14 protein-coding genes are annotated in these 15,157 nt (G+C 73.3%); 9 read left to right on the top strand and 5 right to left on the bottom strand.

Annotation, left to right across the window (positions count from 1 at the left end; translation table 11 throughout):
- Nucleotides 1–66 precede the first annotated feature (66 nt).
- The 4 genes from ACZ7DE_RS16485 to ACZ7DE_RS16470 are packed head-to-tail and all read left to right on the top strand — an operon-like array spanning nt 67 to nt 3,572.
- Nucleotides 67–1,635: a 4-coumarate--CoA ligase family protein gene (locus ACZ7DE_RS16485; protein ID WP_470761672.1), complete on the top strand. Its 1,569-nt coding sequence runs from the start codon at nt 67–69 to the stop codon at nt 1,633–1,635.
- Complete coding sequence (locus ACZ7DE_RS16480; protein ID WP_470761670.1) at nt 1,632–2,381, top strand: enoyl-CoA hydratase family protein; 750 nt, start codon at nt 1,632–1,634, stop codon at nt 2,379–2,381. The genes ACZ7DE_RS16485 and ACZ7DE_RS16480 overlap by 4 nt, the downstream gene beginning before the upstream one ends.
- Nucleotides 2,369–2,989, top strand: a complete 621-nt coding sequence (locus ACZ7DE_RS16475) for a TetR/AcrR family transcriptional regulator (RefSeq protein ID WP_470761668.1) — start codon at nt 2,369–2,371, stop codon at nt 2,987–2,989. The genes ACZ7DE_RS16480 and ACZ7DE_RS16475 overlap by 13 nt, the downstream gene beginning before the upstream one ends.
- Nucleotides 2,990–3,023: 34 nt before the next feature.
- Nucleotides 3,024–3,572, top strand: a complete 549-nt coding sequence (locus tag ACZ7DE_RS16470) for a hypothetical protein (protein WP_470761667.1) — start codon at nt 3,024–3,026, stop codon at nt 3,570–3,572.
- A 37-nt stretch (nt 3,573–3,609) separates the two neighbouring features.
- Here the strand turns inward: ACZ7DE_RS16470 and pdxH are convergent, their stop codons facing one another.
- Nucleotides 3,610–4,308, bottom strand: coding sequence for a pyridoxamine 5'-phosphate oxidase (pdxH, locus tag ACZ7DE_RS16465; RefSeq protein WP_470761665.1), 699 nt, complete (start codon nt 4,306–4,308; stop codon nt 3,610–3,612).
- A 240-nt stretch (nt 4,309–4,548) separates the two neighbouring features.
- Here pdxH and ACZ7DE_RS16460 point away from each other — a divergent pair, with 240 nt between their 5' ends.
- Complete coding sequence (locus tag ACZ7DE_RS16460; protein WP_470761663.1) at nt 4,549–5,649, top strand: citrate synthase 2; 1,101 nt, start codon at nt 4,549–4,551, stop codon at nt 5,647–5,649.
- A gap of 15 nt (nt 5,650–5,664) precedes the next feature.
- Here ACZ7DE_RS16460 and ACZ7DE_RS16455 read toward each other — a convergent pair whose 3' ends face one another.
- Complete coding sequence (locus ACZ7DE_RS16455; protein WP_470761662.1) at nt 5,665–6,702, bottom strand: isopenicillin N synthase family dioxygenase; 1,038 nt, start codon at nt 6,700–6,702, stop codon at nt 5,665–5,667.
- Between the two features lie 668 nt (nt 6,703–7,370).
- Here ACZ7DE_RS16455 and ACZ7DE_RS16450 point away from each other — a divergent pair.
- Nucleotides 7,371–7,829, top strand: coding sequence for a GNAT family N-acetyltransferase (locus ACZ7DE_RS16450; RefSeq protein WP_470761660.1), 459 nt, complete (start codon nt 7,371–7,373; stop codon nt 7,827–7,829).
- A gap of 103 nt (nt 7,830–7,932) precedes the next feature.
- Complete coding sequence (locus tag ACZ7DE_RS16445) at nt 7,933–9,396, top strand: PAS domain-containing protein (protein WP_470761658.1); 1,464 nt, start codon at nt 7,933–7,935, stop codon at nt 9,394–9,396.
- 23 nt (nt 9,397–9,419) lie between these two features.
- Here the strand turns inward: ACZ7DE_RS16445 and ACZ7DE_RS16440 are convergent, their stop codons facing one another.
- Entirely contained in the window at nt 9,420–10,175 is a 756-nt protein-coding gene (locus ACZ7DE_RS16440) for an SIS domain-containing protein (RefSeq protein WP_470761656.1), read from the bottom strand.
- Between the two features lie 300 nt (nt 10,176–10,475).
- On the opposite strand from ACZ7DE_RS16440, the gene ACZ7DE_RS16435 reads away from it, so the two are divergent.
- Nucleotides 10,476–11,168 carry a metal-dependent transcriptional regulator gene (locus ACZ7DE_RS16435; RefSeq protein WP_470761654.1) on the top strand — a complete coding sequence of 231 codons (693 nt, stop codon included), beginning with the start codon at nt 10,476–10,478 and terminating at the stop codon, nt 11,166–11,168.
- 580 nt (nt 11,169–11,748) lie between these two features.
- On the top strand, nt 11,749–12,654 hold the full coding sequence (locus ACZ7DE_RS16430) for an alpha/beta fold hydrolase (protein WP_470761653.1): 906 nt from the start codon (nt 11,749–11,751) through the stop codon (nt 12,652–12,654).
- A 76-nt stretch (nt 12,655–12,730) separates the two neighbouring features.
- On the opposite strand, the gene ACZ7DE_RS16425 is transcribed toward ACZ7DE_RS16430, so the two are convergent.
- On the bottom strand, nt 12,731–14,365 hold the full coding sequence (locus ACZ7DE_RS16425; protein WP_470761651.1) for a transporter: 1,635 nt from the start codon (nt 14,363–14,365) through the stop codon (nt 12,731–12,733).
- Nucleotides 14,362–15,132, bottom strand: coding sequence for an ABC transporter ATP-binding protein (locus ACZ7DE_RS16420; RefSeq protein ID WP_470761649.1), 771 nt, complete (start codon nt 15,130–15,132; stop codon nt 14,362–14,364). Before ACZ7DE_RS16420 ends, ACZ7DE_RS16425 begins: the two co-directional genes overlap by 4 nt.
- Nucleotides 15,133–15,157 lie beyond the last annotated feature (25 nt).

Here is a 15,157-nt window from a genome sequence, read left to right as displayed (position 1 = left end):
AGCCGTCCGAGCGGCCTGAAGTGCCTGGGCCCGCACACCGTCGTGCCCCGCGAGCGAGGAGGAACCATGTTCCGCAGCGAGTTCGCAGACGTCCCGCCCGTCGAACTGCCCATCCACGAGGCCGTGCTGGGCCGTGCCGCCGAGTTCGGCGAGCTGCCCGCGCTGGTCGACGGCACGGATGGCGCCACCCTCAGCTACGAGCAGGTGGACCGGTTCCACCGCAGGGTCGCCGCCGCGCTCGCCCAGGCCGGGGTCCGCAAGGGCGACGTCGTGGCCCTGCACAGCCCGAACACCGTCGCGTTCCCCATCGCGTTCTACGCGGCCACCCGCGCGGGCGCCACGGTCACCACCGTGCACCCGCTCGCCACCGCCGAGGAGTTCGCCAAGCAGCTCGGCGACTGTGCCGCCCGCTGGATCGTCACCGTCTCCCCGCTGCTGGACACCGCCCGTCGCGCCGCCGAACTCGCGGGCGGGGTCCAGGAGATCCTCGTCTGCGACAGCGCGGCCGGACACCGCTCGCTGATCGACATGCTCGGCTCGGACGCCCCCGAACCCCAGGTGGACATCGACCCGGCCACGGACGTGGCGGTCCTGCCGTACTCCTCGGGCACCACCGGCGTCCCCAAGGGCGTGATGCTCACACACCGTCAGATCGCCACCAACCTCGCCCAGCTCCGCGCCGTGATGTCCGCCGGCCCCGGCGACCGCATCCTCGCCGTGCTGCCCTTCTTCCACATCTACGGCCTGACCGCCCTGATGAACGCGCCGCTGCGGCAGGGCGCCACGGTCGTCGTCCTGCCCCGTTTCGAGCTGGAGACGTTCCTCGCGGCCGTCCAGGAGCACCGCATCACCGGCCTGTACGTGGCCCCGCCCATCGTCCTCGCCCTCGCCAAACACCCGGCCGTCACGAAGTACGACCTGTCGTGCCTGCGGTACGTCGTCAGCGCGGCCGCTCCACTGGACGCCGACCTCGCCGAGGCCTGCGCGAAACGCCTGGACCTGCCGCCCGTCGGCCAGGCCTACGGCATGACGGAACTGTCCCCGGGCACCCATGTCGTCCCCCTCGACGCCATGCGCGAGGCGCCCGCGGGCACCGTCGGCAAACTCATTCCCAACACCGAGATGCGGATCGTCTCCCTCGACGACCCCGGCCGGGACCTCGACGCCGGCGAGGCGGGCGAGATCCTCATCCGCGGCCCCCAGGTCATGAAGGGCTACCTCGGGCGCCCCGACGCCACCGCCGACATGATCGACGGGGACGGCTGGCTGCACACCGGCGACATCGGACGAGTCGACGGGGACGGCTGGCTGTTCGTCGTCGACCGCGTGAAGGAACTCATCAAGTACAAGGGCTTCCAGGTGGCCCCGGCCGAACTGGAGGCCCTGCTGCTCACCCACCCCGGCATAGCGGACGCGGCCGTCATCGGCGTTTACAACGACGACGGCAACGAGGTCCCGCACGCCTTCGTGGTCCGCCAGCCCACCGCGCCCGGTCTGTCCGGGGGAGAGGTCGCGATGTTCGTCGCCGAACGGGTCGCCCCCTACAAACGCGTCCGCGACGTCACCTTCGTCGACGCCGTGCCGCGTGCCGCCTCCGGCAAGATCCTGCGCCGCCTGCTCAGGGAGCGCGTATGACGCCGGCGAGGACCTCCCTGGTCGGACGGACCCGGGACCGAGGCGTCGAGACCCTCAGCCTCGACTCGCCCGCCACCCGCAACGCCCTCTCCTCGGCGCTCGTCGGGCAACTCGCCGAGGCGCTGGCCGACTGCGCGGGGGACGCCGACGTCCGCGCCGTCGTCCTCACCCACACCGGCGGAGCCTTCTGCGCCGGCGCCGACCTGCGCGACCCGCCCGACCCCGACGCGTTCGTAGGCCTGCTGCGGCAGATCGTGGAGCTGCCCAGACCGGTTCTCGCCCGGGTCACCGGCCATGTCCGCGCCGGCGGACTGGGTCTGCTGGCCGCCTGCGACATCACGGCCGCCGCGACCGGGTCGACCTTCGCGTTCACCGAGGTGCGCATCGGCGTGGCGCCGGCGGTGATCTCCCTGCCCCTGCTCCCGCGCACCGACCCGCGCCCCCTCGCCCGCTACTACCTCACCGGCGAGCGCTTCGACGCGCACGAGGCGGCCCGGATCGGCCTGCTGACCGAGGCAGGCGACGACGTCGACGCCGTACTCGCCCCCGTCCTGGACGGTCTGCGCAGATCCGCCCCACAGGGGCTGGCCGAGACGAAACGGCTGCTCACGGCTAGGGTGCTGGAGACATTCGACCGGGACGCCGCCGACCTCACCGCGCTCTCGGCCCGGCTGTTCTCCACCGCGCAGGCCCGCGAGGGGATGACGGCCTTCCTCGAACGACGGGATCCCGCATGGGTGCTGTGAGCGCGGTCGACCGCGACCGCTCCCCCAAGCAGGACCGCAGCCGGGCCACCCGGCAGCGGCTCCTGGAAGCCGCCGTGTCCTGTCTCGCCGAACGCGGCTGGGCGGGCTCCACGGTCTCCGTCGTCGCCGAACGCGCCGGCGTCTCCCGCGGCGCGGCCCAGCACCACTTCCCCACCCGCGAGGACCTGTTCACCGCGGCCGTCGAGTACGTCGCCGAGGAACGCTCGCTCGCGATGCGCGCACTGTTCCCGCAGGGCGCCGCGGGCGGCTCCACGGGCGACCGGCGCGCGGTCGTCGCCGCCCTCGTGGACCTGTACACCGGCCCCCTGTTCCGAGCCGCCCTGCACCTGTGGGTCGCCGCCTCCAACGAGGAACAGCTGCGCACACGCGTGACCGAGCTGGAGGCACGTGTCGGCCGCGAGACCCACCGGATCGCCGTGGAGCTCCTGGGCGCCGACGAGTCCGTGCCCGGGGTCCGCGAGAGCGTCCAGGGCCTCCTCGACATGGCCCGCGGCCTCGGCCTCGCCAACCTCCTCACCGACGACGGCGCCCGCCGGGAACGGGTCGTGGCCCAGTGGGCGGGACTGCTGGACGAGAAGCTGGGCTGAGGCCGTTGTCGGTGCCCAGGCTTACGGTGCGGGCATGGGGGACACCTTTCAGACGATCGTCGACCGCGACGCGGGCCCGCAGGACGCGTCCTCTCTGGGCGAGCGCGTGGTCGACTGGCTCGTCGCCGAGGGCATCGTGCTCGCCGGGGCGGAACCGGGCTGGGGGCTGGGGGACAAACCGGCCCACCCGCCCGGCCCGCACTGGCACAAGGCGGTGACGCACGCCCGCTGGGGCTCGCCGGAGGGCGTCGTGGTGTACAGCGAGCGCCGCGTCTTCCACGGCGACTCCGGCGACAGGGAGACGTCTGCGACCTGCCCGCGCTGCGCGACGGTCACCGGCGACACGTCGTACCTCTCGCCCGCGATCGGCCGGTGGCTCGAGACCGGCGAGGCGCACGTCGCATGCCCCACCTGCGGCGAGAGCGTCCCGCTGCCCGCCTGGAACTGGTCCGACGACCACCTGGCCTTCGTCCACCTCGGCTTCCGGTTCTGGAACTGGCCCCGGCTCGACGACGGGTTCCGCACCCGGATGACGCGGCTCTTGGACGGACACCGGACGGCGTACCTCTCGGGCAAGATCTGAAGTCCCGGCGAGCCTGCCTCGTCCCGGCCGGGACCCGTCACGGGCTGAGCCGCTCCACCCGCCAGCTCCCGTCCGCCTGCGCCATGTACCGCAGCCGGTCGTGCAGCCGGTTCAGGCGGCCCTGCCAGAACTCCACCGACTCCGGCGCCACCCGGAATCCGCCCCAGTGCGGCGGCACCGGCACCTGCTCGCCCTCCGGATAGCGGGCGGCCAGCTCGGCGTACGAGGCGTCGAGGTCGGCGCGGGAGGCGATCACCGACGACTGGGCGCTGGCCCAGGCGCCGAGCTGCGAGCCGTGCGGCCGGGTGCGGAAGTAGGCGGCGGTCTCGTCGCGTCCGGTGCGCCGGGCCACGCCCCGCACGACGACCTGGCGGGCCATCGGATGCCACGGGAAGAGCAGCGAGACGTACGGGTTCTCGGCGAGGTCGCGGGCCTTGCGGGAGTCGTAGTTGGTGTAGAAGACGAACCCCTGCTCGTCGAAGTGCTTGAGCAGCACGGTGCGGGAGCTGGGCCGGCCCTCGGCGTCCGCGGTGGCGACGACCATGGCGTTCGGCTCGAAGAGATGGGCCTCGACGGCCGCGTCCTTGAACCAGCGGGCGAACTGCTCCACGGGCGAGGCGGCCAGATCGGCCTCGGAGAACCCCTCGGCCCGGTACTGCTTGCGCATGGCGGCGGGGTCGGGGACGGGCCCGGGGGAGACGGCGTCTGCGTCGGTCACCCGGCCATCTTGCCGCATGGCCCGCCGGCACGGACCACCCACCGTGGGTGGCACTGAGTGCCGCCACCACTCCCCAAAGGTGGCACTCGGGGATATGGTGCAGATGCCGTCCCTGTTGGGTGACCGCCGGCCCGACGGGGCATCACTGGGGTGACCGCCCAGGACCGCGAGTCCTCCCCGGGACCGTGGAGCCGCCGGCGCGGTCGTCCCGCACCCGCTGTCGCCCGTCCTGCCGTACACATCACGAGGAGCCGCCCGATGTCCGACTTCGTACCCGGACTCGAAGGAGTCGTCGCGTTCGAAACGGAGATCGCCGAACCGGACAAGGAGGGCGGCGCCCTGCGATACCGGGGCGTCGACATCGAGGACCTGGTCGGCCACGTCTCCTTCGGCAACGTCTGGGGCCTGCTCGTCGACGGCGCCTTCAACCCAGGCCTGCCGCCCGCCGAACCGTTCCCGATCCCCGTCCACTCCGGCGACATCCGCGTCGACGTCCAGTCCGCGCTCGCCATGCTCGCGCCCGTCTGGGGCCTCAAGCCCCTCCTCGACATCGATGCCGAGCAGGCACGCGCCGACCTCGCCCGCGCGGCCGTCATGGCCCTCTCCTACGTCGCCCAGTCCGCGCGCGGCCAGGGCCGCCCGATGGTCCCGCAGCGGGAGATCGACAAGGCCCGGTCCGTCGTCGAACGGTTCATGATCCGCTGGCGCGGCGAGCCCGACCCCAAGCACGTGAAGGCGGTCGACGCCTACTGGACCTCCGCGGCCGAGCACGGCATGAACGCCTCCACGTTCACCGCGCGCGTGATCGCCTCGACCGGCGCCGACGTCGCCGCCGCCCTCTCGGGCGCCGTGGGAGCCATGTCGGGCCCGCTGCACGGCGGCGCCCCCTCCCGCGTCCTCGGCATGATCGAGGAGATCGAGCGCACCGGCGACGCCGACGCCTACGTCCGGCAGGCCCTCGACAAGGGCGAGCGCCTCATGGGCTTCGGCCACCGCGTCTATCGCGCCGAGGACCCCCGCGCGCGCGTGCTGCGGCGCACCGCCCGCGAGCTGGGCGCCCCCCGCTTCGAGGTGGCCGAGGCCCTGGAGAAGGCGGCCCTCGCCGAACTCCACGCCCGCCGCCCGGACCGGGTCCTGGCGACGAACGTCGAGTTCTGGGCGGCCATCGTCCTGGACTTCGCCGAAGTCCCCGCGCACATGTTCACCTCGATGTTCACCTGCGCCCGCACGGCCGGCTGGTCGGCGCACATCCTGGAGCAGAAGCGCACCGGCCGCCTGGTCCGTCCGTCGGCCCGCTACGTCGGCCCCGGCTCGCGCAGCCCGCGCGAGATCGAGGGCTACGACGACATCGCCGACTGAGCCGGGCCGCGCCCGTCACGCGGGGCTGAGCAGCTCCGCGTGATGCCGCTCGGCCACCAGCGGGTGGGCGCGCAGCTTGCCCTTCAGCTCGTTGAAGCCGTACTCCGCGAAGAGCGGATTGGCCGGATCGTCGGTCACGCCGGGCGCGGCGGAGGCGTGCGGGAAGGGCAGCGGCTCCACCCGCGCGTCCAGGCGGGGGTTGTAGAAGAACGGCACGGAGAACCGCTCGACGGCGCTCGGCGGTGACACCACCCGGTGGTTGGTGGCGACGAGGTACCCGTTGGTGGCCACCTCCAACAGCTCGCCGAGGTTGACCACGAAGGCGCCCGGCAGCGGCGGCACGTCGTGGAACGCGCCGTCCTCGCGCTGCACCTGGAGGCCGCCCACCTCGTCCTGCAGCAGCAGGGTCAGGAAGCCGTAGTCCTTGTGCGCGCCCACCCCCTGGCCAGCCCCGTCCCCGGAGCTGCCCGGATACCGCACGAGCTTCAGATGCGGATGCGCCCGCTCCCCGAAGACCGGGTCGTAGAAGTCCACGGGCGCGCCGATCGCGGCGAGCAGCTCGTGCAGCAGCTTCTCGGCGACGGCGCTCAGCCGCTCGATCCACGCGAGGGCGGCCGTCCGCAGCTCGGGCAGCCCGTCGGGCCACTGGTTGGGCCCCTGGAGCCACCAGTAGGCGGGCTCGCCCGGGCCCGGCGTCCGCGCGGGCCGCTCGGCCCCGATGTCGAGCTGGTCGCGCCAGTCCCGCCGTCCGCCGGTCCGCTCGTCGCCGGTGCGGGTGTAGCCCCGGAAGTGCGGCGAGTTCACGTTGTCGAGGGCGAGCCGCTGCTCCTCGGGCAGTGCGAAGAAGGCCCGCATGGCGGACAGCAGCTCGTACGTCTCCCGCTCACCGACACCGTGTCCGACCAGCTGGAAGAACCCCACGTCGTGCGCGGCGCTGTGCAACTGGGCGTGCAGCAGGGCGCGCGCCTGGGGCCCGCGGTCGGCGGCGGAGAGATCGATGATCGGGAGCTGCCGGTAGGACGGGTTCGTCGCGAGGGGTGTCACGTTCGTCATGGTGCGTCCGTGGGTGTGCGGTGGCCCGCGGCCGGCGTCGGGTGGGACGGCGCACGGGTGCCAGGTGGGCGGGGAGGTGGGGCGAGCGCGAAAAACGCGGGCGGCTGTGAACCGCGAGGGGGCCGGAAGGCTCAGAAGGAGCGTCGACAGCCCATGCTCGTGACGCGGCCGTAGTCCACATGACGGCGTCGAACGAGCGGAAGCATGCGCTCAGAGTACTGCCTGGCGAAAGATCCGTGCGTAACGCGGATCACGCGCCGCAAACCCTGCGGGCAAAGGACCGGAAATGCAGACGACCCGCGAGTCTGGTCCTCACGTGGGAGGGCCGGCCGGACGTACCGGCGACTCGCGGGTCGGGTGACTGCGTTGAATTGGCCGGTTGCGTGCGACTCGCACACGCCGGTCCGGCACCGCACTCAGTGGGCGACGGGCCACTAGCCCGCAGCCACCTCCGACGTCCGGTGTGCATACATGCTTCGGACCACCTCCTTTCCTTCGGTACGCCACACCTTAGGAACCCCTTCACGGTGACTCAAGTGTTTTTTCCGGGATGCCGGCGCCGACGCCTCCGGCATCCCGGCGGCGACGCCCGCGCCCGGACGCGACGGCCCTGCCGGATCGACGCGCGCCTGTTGACGCGCGCGTCGCGGTCGGGGTTCGCTGGCCCAGTGAATGATCTTCGTCTCCGCATCGAGGCGGTCGTCGGCGAGGCCGCGCTCGAACAGTGGCGGCATGTGCACAACGTGATCGTGCCGCCGGCCGCGATGTCCCTGGACGAGGTGCGCGAGCGGGCCGGGCGCTTCCGGCTGCGGAACGCCTATGCCGGGGACGTCCTGGTCGGCTGCTCGACCGTGCGGCCGCCGCAGGGCGAGGAGGCCGTGGCGACCGTCATCGCACGCGTGCTGCCCGAGCACCGGCGGCGCGGGTACGGATCCGCGCTGCACGACGACGCTCTCGCCCAGGCGCGCGTGCTCGGCGCCCGGGCGGTCGAGACGTGTGTGCTCGCGGCCAACGAGGACGGTCTGCGTTTCGCGCGGACACGGGGGTACGCGGAGGTCGAGCGGTACGTGCTCGACGGCGAGACGGCGGAATGGGTCGACCTGAGGCTCCTGTCCCACCAGGGCTGAGGCGCGGCACAACGATTCCTCTGCAATCTTGCGCGAACCATATGTGGGCTGCGTCACGTTCGAGTTGAATGAGGGCAAGTGAGCGAACCTGCAGGGGGTCCAGGTGAGTGCTTCCCGGCGTAGTGGGACCACCGACGAGCTGGGGCCGGACGAGCCCGAGCGGGCCGGGCGGACGGGCGACGACGGCCCGAAGACCCCGGACGGCGCGGAACACGTGGTCGGCCCCGCCGGCGCCGACCTCCTCGCCGCACTGCTCGACGGCATGGACGCGGCCCTGTGCGCCTTCGACGGCGACGGTGTCGTCACGCACTGGAACCGCGAGGCCGAACGCATCCTCGGCTGGAGCGCCGGGGAAGCCGTCGGCCGGCACGGTTTCGCCGGCTGGGCGGTGCGCGAGGCCGACGCGGAGGACATCGAGGGGCGCCTGATGTCCGCCATGCACGCCCCCGGCCGCCAGGTGCACGAGTTCGCGCTGCTGACGAAGGACGGCGGGCGGGTGCTGGTGCGCACCCAGTCGGCCGCCGTGCCCGGACCGGACGGCAAGCCCGCCGGGCTGTACTGCGCCTTCAGCGAGGTGCACGCCCAGATCGACCTGGAGCGCTCCATCGCGCTCAGCGAGGCCCTCTTCGACGACGCCTCCTGGGGTGTCGTCCTGGTCGACGCCGACCTGCGCCCCGCCGTCGTCAACGCGCACGCCGCCCGCGCGCTCGGCACCGGTCGTACGGCCGTCCTGGGCCGCCCGCTGGGCGAGCTGCTCACCCGGGGCGTCGAGGAGCTGGAGAGCGCGCTGACGCACGTCCTCGCCGAAGGCGCCCCGCCGGCCCCCGCCGAGCTGTGGGTCGGGGTGCGCACCGCGGACGGCGAGAAGCGGCGCTGCTGGCGCAGCGGCTTCCTGCGGCTGGCCTCGCCGCTCGCCGAGGAGCCGGTGCCGCTGGGCGTCGGCTGGATCTTCCAGGACGTCACCGAGGCCAAGCAGGGCGAGCAGGAGGCCTCGCTGCTGCGGTTCCGCGCCAACCAGTTGCACCGCGCCGCCCGCGCCGCCGCCGAGTGCGAGGACCCCGCCGAGGCGGCCACGGTCCACCTCGACTTCGCGCTCGCCGGATTCGCCGACCACGCGCTGGTCGACCGGGTGATGGGGGACGCGGAGGGAGCCGGGCCGCTGCGGCTGATGCGGGCCGCGGCCACCCCGTCGGGCGGCCCGGGGCCCAGCACGCTCGCCGGACACGCGGGCCTGCCGGTCCGGTACGGCGAGGGGCACCCGGCGCTGCAGTGCGTCGCGAGGGCCGGTTCGGTGCGGGCCGGGGCGGGCTCGGCGTCGGCCGACGAGGCGCGGGAGTGGGCGCGGACCCGGCAGTGGCCCGAGGACACGGTGCACGCGCTGTGCGCGGTGCTGCGCAGCCGCGGCCGCACCCTGGGCGTGGTGACGTTCCTGCGCGGCGGCGGCCGGGCCGCCTTCGAACGCTCCGACGCGAACTACGCCGAGGACGTCGCCGTGCGCATCGCCTCGTCCCTGGACCTGGCGGACCTGACGGCCGCCGCCGACGCGGCCGGGCGGGGCGGCGGCTGACCCGCGCGCGGGCGGGCGTGCGCTCAGCGGCGGTAGAAGATCCGGTCCCGGTACTCCTCCATGATCCGGCCGTTCCAGTCGTGGCCGCCGTCGACGTTGCCGGAGCGCAGCAGCGGCGGTTCGACGCCGCGCTCGGCGAGCGCCCCGGCGGCGGTGGCCATGACGGCCTGGAGGAGGGCCGTGGTGACGACCGTGGAGGCGGGCGCGAAGGGCGCGGGCACGGTGTCGAGGGTGAGCTCGGCGTCGCCGACCGCGATCTTCGAGTCGAGGACGACGTCGCAGTGGTCCTTCAGGAAGGTCCCGCTGACGTGCCGGGACGTCGTCTGCGCCGCGTACGCCAGCGACGTCACGCCGATGACCTTCACCCCCAGGGCGCGGGCGTGGAGGGCCATCTCCACGGGCAGGGCGTTGCGGCCGGAGAGCGAGACGACGACGAGGGCGTCGCCGGCGCGCAGGGGCGAGGTGTCGAGGACGGCGCTCGCGAGGCCGTCCACGCGCTCCAGGGCGGAGCCGAGGGTGGCGGGGACGACGTCGACGCCGACCACGCCGGGTACCGCCAGCAGGTTCATCAGCGCGAGACCGCCGGCCCGGTAGACGACGTCCTGGGCGGCGAGCGAGGAGTGGCCGGCGCCGAAGGCGAAGAGGCGTCCGCCGGCGGCCACGGTGTCGGCGAGGAGCGTGCCGGCGGCGTCGACGGCCTCGGCCTCCTCGTCGCGGACCCGCTGCAGCAGGGCGGTCGCGGCGTCGAAGAACTGGGCGGCGAGCTTGCGGTCGCTCATCCGGGGAGCCCCTTTGCCGTGTGGGTGTCCGGTGTCCGGCGTCCGTGTCGGATGTCCGGGTCCGGTGTCCGTGTCGCGGATCACCGTGCGGTCTGGACCAGTGCGCTGTCAATACGGCCGGTGGGGGCGGGGCGGCGGGGACGCCGGCCCCGTCCCGTGACGCCCGTCCGTGCCCGGATGCGGCCTCTCGTTTCGACGGCGCGGCACGGTTGTCGGTGGTATCCGGCAGAATTGGGTGCAGGGCCAGCGCACGCGCCGTAGAGCGGTCGAGCTTTCGGCAGAGCTAATCGAGGGGCACGAATGTCCGGACTGATCGACACCACGGAGATGTATCTCCGCACCATCCTCGAACTGGAAGAGGAAGGCGTGGTCCCCATGCGTGCCCGGATCGCCGAGCGGCTCGACCAGAGCGGTCCGACGGTCAGCCAGACGGTGGCCCGCATGGAGCGCGACGGCCTGGTCGCGGTGGCCAGCGACCGGCACCTGGAGCTCACCGACGAGGGCCGCCGGCTGGCCACGCGCGTGATGCGCAAGCACCGCCTCGCCGAGTGTCTCCTCGTCGACGTGATCGGCCTGGAGTGGGAGCAGGTGCACGCGGAGGCCTGTCGCTGGGAGCACGTGATGAGCGAGGCCGTCGAGCGGCGGGTGCTGGAGCTGCTGCGGCATCCGACCGAGTCGCCGTACGGCAACCCGATCCCGGGCCTGGAGGAGCTGGGCGAGAAGGACGGCGCCGACCCGTTCCTGGACGAGGGCATGGTCTCGCTGGCCGATCTCGACCCGGGCACCGAGGGCAAGACGGTCGTCGTGCGCCGCATCGGCGAGCCGATCCAGACGGACGCGCAGCTGATGTACACGCTGCGCCGCGCGGGAGTGCAGCCCGGCTCGGTGGTGAGCGTGACGGAGTCGGCGGGCGGTGTGCTGGTCGGCAGCGGCGGCGAGGCCGCGGAGCTGGCGTCGGACGTCGCGTCGCACGTGTTCGTCGCGAAGCGGTAGCGGCCACCCGACCGCCGACCCGGCACGACTCGGCCCACCCGACACGGCCCGAGTCCCATCCGACACGGCCCGGCGCGGCCCGACCGCGGTCCCCGGGGCGCCGCCGGGCCACGCCGAAACACTGAGCCTTGTTCAACTCCCGGGGGTGACGGGGAAGTTGTCGCGTTCTGCCGATCTTGTCGAATCGGAGGTTCACTGTGTCGAATCGCAGCGCTCCGGCGCTTCACGTGCCAGGCTGTCGCGTGAGGCATATGACCTGAGGGGGCAGATGATGTGCCGCGGAGCAGCGGAGGGCCCCGGCGCCGTGCGGCGCCGGGGCCTGTCCTCCCCTGTGCTGACCCGGAGCCCCGAGCTCTCAGGGTCATTCCCGTCGGACCGTTGTCCCCGAGCGGTCCGCCTCCCGCTGAAGATCTCCCCTCGGCGGCGAGGATCATTCCTTGAGCGAGGTCACTCGAACGAGGGGTGTTGTGCGCGGAGAGTGCATTTCTCGAAAGGGTATTCGATAGCCTGCGGGTGATTGAAGACGGTACGAAGGCATCGGCAGCGCAGCGGTACGACGGCTAGGGGGGTGCCAGGATCCATGGCGCGACGCATCGACGTGACCGGGGCGGGCGGCGTACGACTGGCGGCCTGGGAGTTCGGCGACCCGCCCAAGGGGATCCCGGCGCAGTCCTCCGGCGGACGGCAGCGCCCAGCGGAACCGGAGCGGACCTCAGGGGTCCTGTTACTGCACGGCCTGATGGGCCGGGCCTCCCACTGGGCGTCCACCGCCCGCTGGCTCTCCGAGCGCCACCGGGCGGTCGCCCTCGACCAGCGCGGCCACGGGCAGAGCGAGAAGCCGCCGCGGGCCGCCTTCACCCGCGAGGCCTACGTGGAGGACGCGGAAGCCGCCCTCGAGCAGCTCGGCCTCGCCCCGGCCGTCCTCATCGGCCACGCCATGGGCGCGCTCACCGCCTGGCAGCTCGCCGCCAAACGCCCCGACCTCGTGCGCGGCCTGGTCGTCTGCGACATGCGGGCCTCCGCGCTCGGCGCGGCCTCGCAGCGCGAGTGGGCCGACTGGTTCGCGTCCTGGCCGGTCCCCTTCGCCACCCTCGCCGACGTCCGCAAGTGGTTCGGCGAGGACGACCCCTGGGTGGAGCGCCCGAACCCCTCCCGGGGCGAGTTCTACGCCGAGGCGATGCACGAGTCGCCCGACGGCTGGCGTCCCGTCTTCGAGCCCGAGCAGATGCTCAAGTCCCGTGAGACATGGGTCTACGACGCGCACTGGGAGGAGCTCACCCAGGTCCGGTGCCCGGCCCTGGTGGTGCGCGGCCTGGACGGCGAGCTGGGCCGCGCCGAGGCCCAGGAGATGGTCCGCGTCCTGCCGCGCGGCGAGTACGCCGAGGTCGCCGACGCCGGACACCTCGTCCACTACGACCAGCCGGAGGGATGGCGCACGGCGATCGAGCCCTTCCTGGACGCGGTCCTCAGCCCCGGAACACCCTGAGGGCCGCGACCCGCCCGACCGTCCCCGCCCGGCCGTCACCCCGTCCTCGCGGCCCGAACCCGTCACCTCTCGGCCGTCACCCCTTGCTCACCGCCGCCAGGATCTCCGGCAGGCGCGTCGCGGTCCGGGGAGCGGCCAGCCGCAGCCCCAGCAGCGTCACGCCGGCCCCGTACACCGCGCCGCCGGGCAGCAGCAGCCAGGTCCATGCGTCGCCGCCCGCGCTGACGTTCAGCCAGATCGTCACCGCGATGACGGGCGCGCACAGCAGGGCCGCCGCGACCATCCCGCCGAAGATCGCGATCCAGGCGAGGCCCGCCTGCCCCGGAGCGACGTTCTTGTAGCCCTCCTGCGGGATCGAGTAGGGGAAGCGGGCCGAGGTCCAGGCCCCGGTCGCCAGCATCGCCCCGAGCAGCGCGAGGGACAGCCCCAGCGCCTCGGGCAGCCTCGCCCAGTCGCCGAGCATCGCCGTCGTCACCACGGTCACCAGCGTCGCGTACGGCAGGGTGATCAGCAGCAGGGCCAGCGCACGGGCGCGCAGCTCGTCGTAGGCGTCCCGCGTCGACGAGATCGTCATGGCGACCATCCAGAACGCGGAGGTGTCCTGCCCGAACTGGTTGTACATCTGGATGCCGAGCATCCCGGCGGCGAAGCAGGCGAAGTAGATCGAGCCGGTGCCCTGCAGCGCGTTGAAGACCGGCACGATCAGACCGATGGCCAGCGACGTCACCCAGGCCGCCTTCGTCTTCGGGTCACGCCAGATGTAACGCAGGCTGCGTTCCATCACGGTGCCGGTACGGCCGCCCGGAAGCAGTCGTGCCGGTCCCGGCCGGCCGCGCCGCTCCCGCTCGGCCGGCACGGCGGCCTGCAGGGTCGAGCCGTCCGGCGAGGTCATCAGCCGCGTCAGACTCCGCGCCCACGCCCTCACCAGCAGGGCCAACGCCCCCGCGCTGACGGCCAGCTGGAGCGCGGCGACCCCGTAGTCCCCCTCGCTCACCGAGTCCACCGCGCCGACCGCCGAGGCGGGGGGCAGCCACCGCAGCACCGCCGCCACCGGATCGAGCTCACCCAGACCGGCCGTCCCGAGCCGCTGCGCCCCGAAGTTCACGACCTGCGCCCCGATCGCGATCACCAGCCCGCTCAGCACCGCCAGATCGCGCCCCTTGCGGCTGGTCAGCAGACGGATGTTGGCGGCGGCCACGGCCCGCGCCAGCGCCACGCACACCAGCAGGGCGAGCACCACGGCGAACACCCCCACCGCCCACGCCGCGGCCCCGTGCGCCAGCGACACCACCGACCCCGCCAGCAACAGCAGCGTGAACAGCGGACCGATGCCCACCAGCGAGGCCGCGAGCAGCGCCCGCACCAGCGGCCGGGGGCGCAGCGGCAGCATCACCAGCCGGGTCGGGTCCAGGGTCTCGTCGCCGCCGGGGAAGAACAGCGGCATCACCGCCCACCCCAGCCCGAGCACCGCGACCAGCAGCACCACCAGTGACACCGCGTGGTCGTGGCCCCGCAGGACGATCAGCCCGAGCAGCTGCAGCGCGGCGAACAGCAGGGTGACGACGGCGGAGGCGATGTACGCGGCCCGCCGCCCGCCCGACTGCCGCAGGCCGTTGCGCAGCAGCGACAGCTTCAGCCGGACGACGGTGGCGACGAGGCCCGGCGCGAAGGCGGCCGGAGAGGAGACGGGCGCGGCCGTCGGCGCGCTCACCGGCCCGCCCCGCCGCCCAGCCAGTCGAGGTCGGAGCCGGTGTCCCGGCCCTGCGCCCCGACGAGTTCGAGGAACGCCCGCTGCAACGAGGGCGCCGAGCCCCGCACCTCCTCCAGCGTGCCGTGGGCCCGGATCCGTCCCGCCGCCATCACCGCCACCCAGTCGCACAGCGACTCGACGAGCTCCATGACGTGGGAGGAGAAGACGACCGTCGCCCCGGACGCCGTGTACCGCTCGAGCACGCCCCGGATGATCTGCGCGGACACCGGATCGACGCCCTCGAACGGCTCGTCGAGGAAGAGCACTTCGGGGTTGTGCAGCAGTGCGGCCGCGAGCCCGATCTTCTTGCGCATGCCGGTCGAGTAGTCGACGACGAGCTTGTGCTGGGCGCCGGCCAGGTCGAGGACGTCGAGCAGCTGCGTGGCCCGCTTGTCGACCTCTGCGCCGGGCAGCCCCCGCAACCGCCCGCTGTAGCCGAGGAGTTCACGCCCCGACAGCCGCTCGAACAGCCGCAGCCCCTCGGGCAGCACCCCGATCCGCGCCTTCACCTCCACGGGATCCCGCCACACGTCGTGCCCGACGACCTCGACCGACCCCTGATCGGGCCGCAGCAACCCGGTCACCATCGACAGGGTGGTGGTCTTCCCCGCCCCGTTGGGCCCGACGAGCCCGATGAACTTCCCGGACGGCAGATCGAGATCGATCCCGGCGACGGCGACCTGCTGACCGAAGCGCTTCCAGAGGTTACGCACGCGTACGGACGTCATGCGTGAACCCTACGGTGCGCGACGC

The organism is Streptomyces sp. NPDC037083, assembly GCF_055606485.1.
The sequence above is the reverse complement of the archived record's forward strand: the minus strand, read 5'-3'. Positions and strand labels throughout refer to the sequence as shown.

Bases quoted from the DNA above. Each gene is read 5' to 3' on its own strand.
- ACZ7DE_RS16485 (WP_470761672.1), top strand. From the start codon at position 67: ATGTTCCGCAGCGAGTTCGCAGACGTCCCGCCCGTCGAACTGCCCATC.
- ACZ7DE_RS16480 (WP_470761670.1), top strand. From the start codon at position 1,632: ATGACGCCGGCGAGGACCTCCCTGGTCGGACGGACCCGGGACCGAGGC.
- ACZ7DE_RS16475 (WP_470761668.1), top strand. From the start codon at position 2,369: ATGGGTGCTGTGAGCGCGGTCGACCGCGACCGCTCCCCCAAGCAGGAC.
- ACZ7DE_RS16470 (WP_470761667.1), top strand. From the start codon at position 3,024: ATGGGGGACACCTTTCAGACGATCGTCGACCGCGACGCGGGCCCGCAG.
- pdxH (WP_470761665.1), bottom strand. From the start codon at position 4,308: ATGCGGCAAGATGGCCGGGTGACCGACGCAGACGCCGTCTCCCCCGGG.
- ACZ7DE_RS16460 (WP_470761663.1), top strand. From the start codon at position 4,549: ATGTCCGACTTCGTACCCGGACTCGAAGGAGTCGTCGCGTTCGAAACG.
- ACZ7DE_RS16455 (WP_470761662.1), bottom strand. From the start codon at position 6,702: ATGACGAACGTGACACCCCTCGCGACGAACCCGTCCTACCGGCAGCTC.
- ACZ7DE_RS16440 (WP_470761656.1), bottom strand. From the start codon at position 10,175: ATGAGCGACCGCAAGCTCGCCGCCCAGTTCTTCGACGCCGCGACCGCC.
- ACZ7DE_RS16435 (WP_470761654.1), top strand. From the start codon at position 10,476: ATGTCCGGACTGATCGACACCACGGAGATGTATCTCCGCACCATCCTC.
- ACZ7DE_RS16430 (WP_470761653.1), top strand. From the start codon at position 11,749: ATGGCGCGACGCATCGACGTGACCGGGGCGGGCGGCGTACGACTGGCG.
- ACZ7DE_RS16420 (WP_470761649.1), bottom strand. From the start codon at position 15,132: ATGACGTCCGTACGCGTGCGTAACCTCTGGAAGCGCTTCGGTCAGCAG.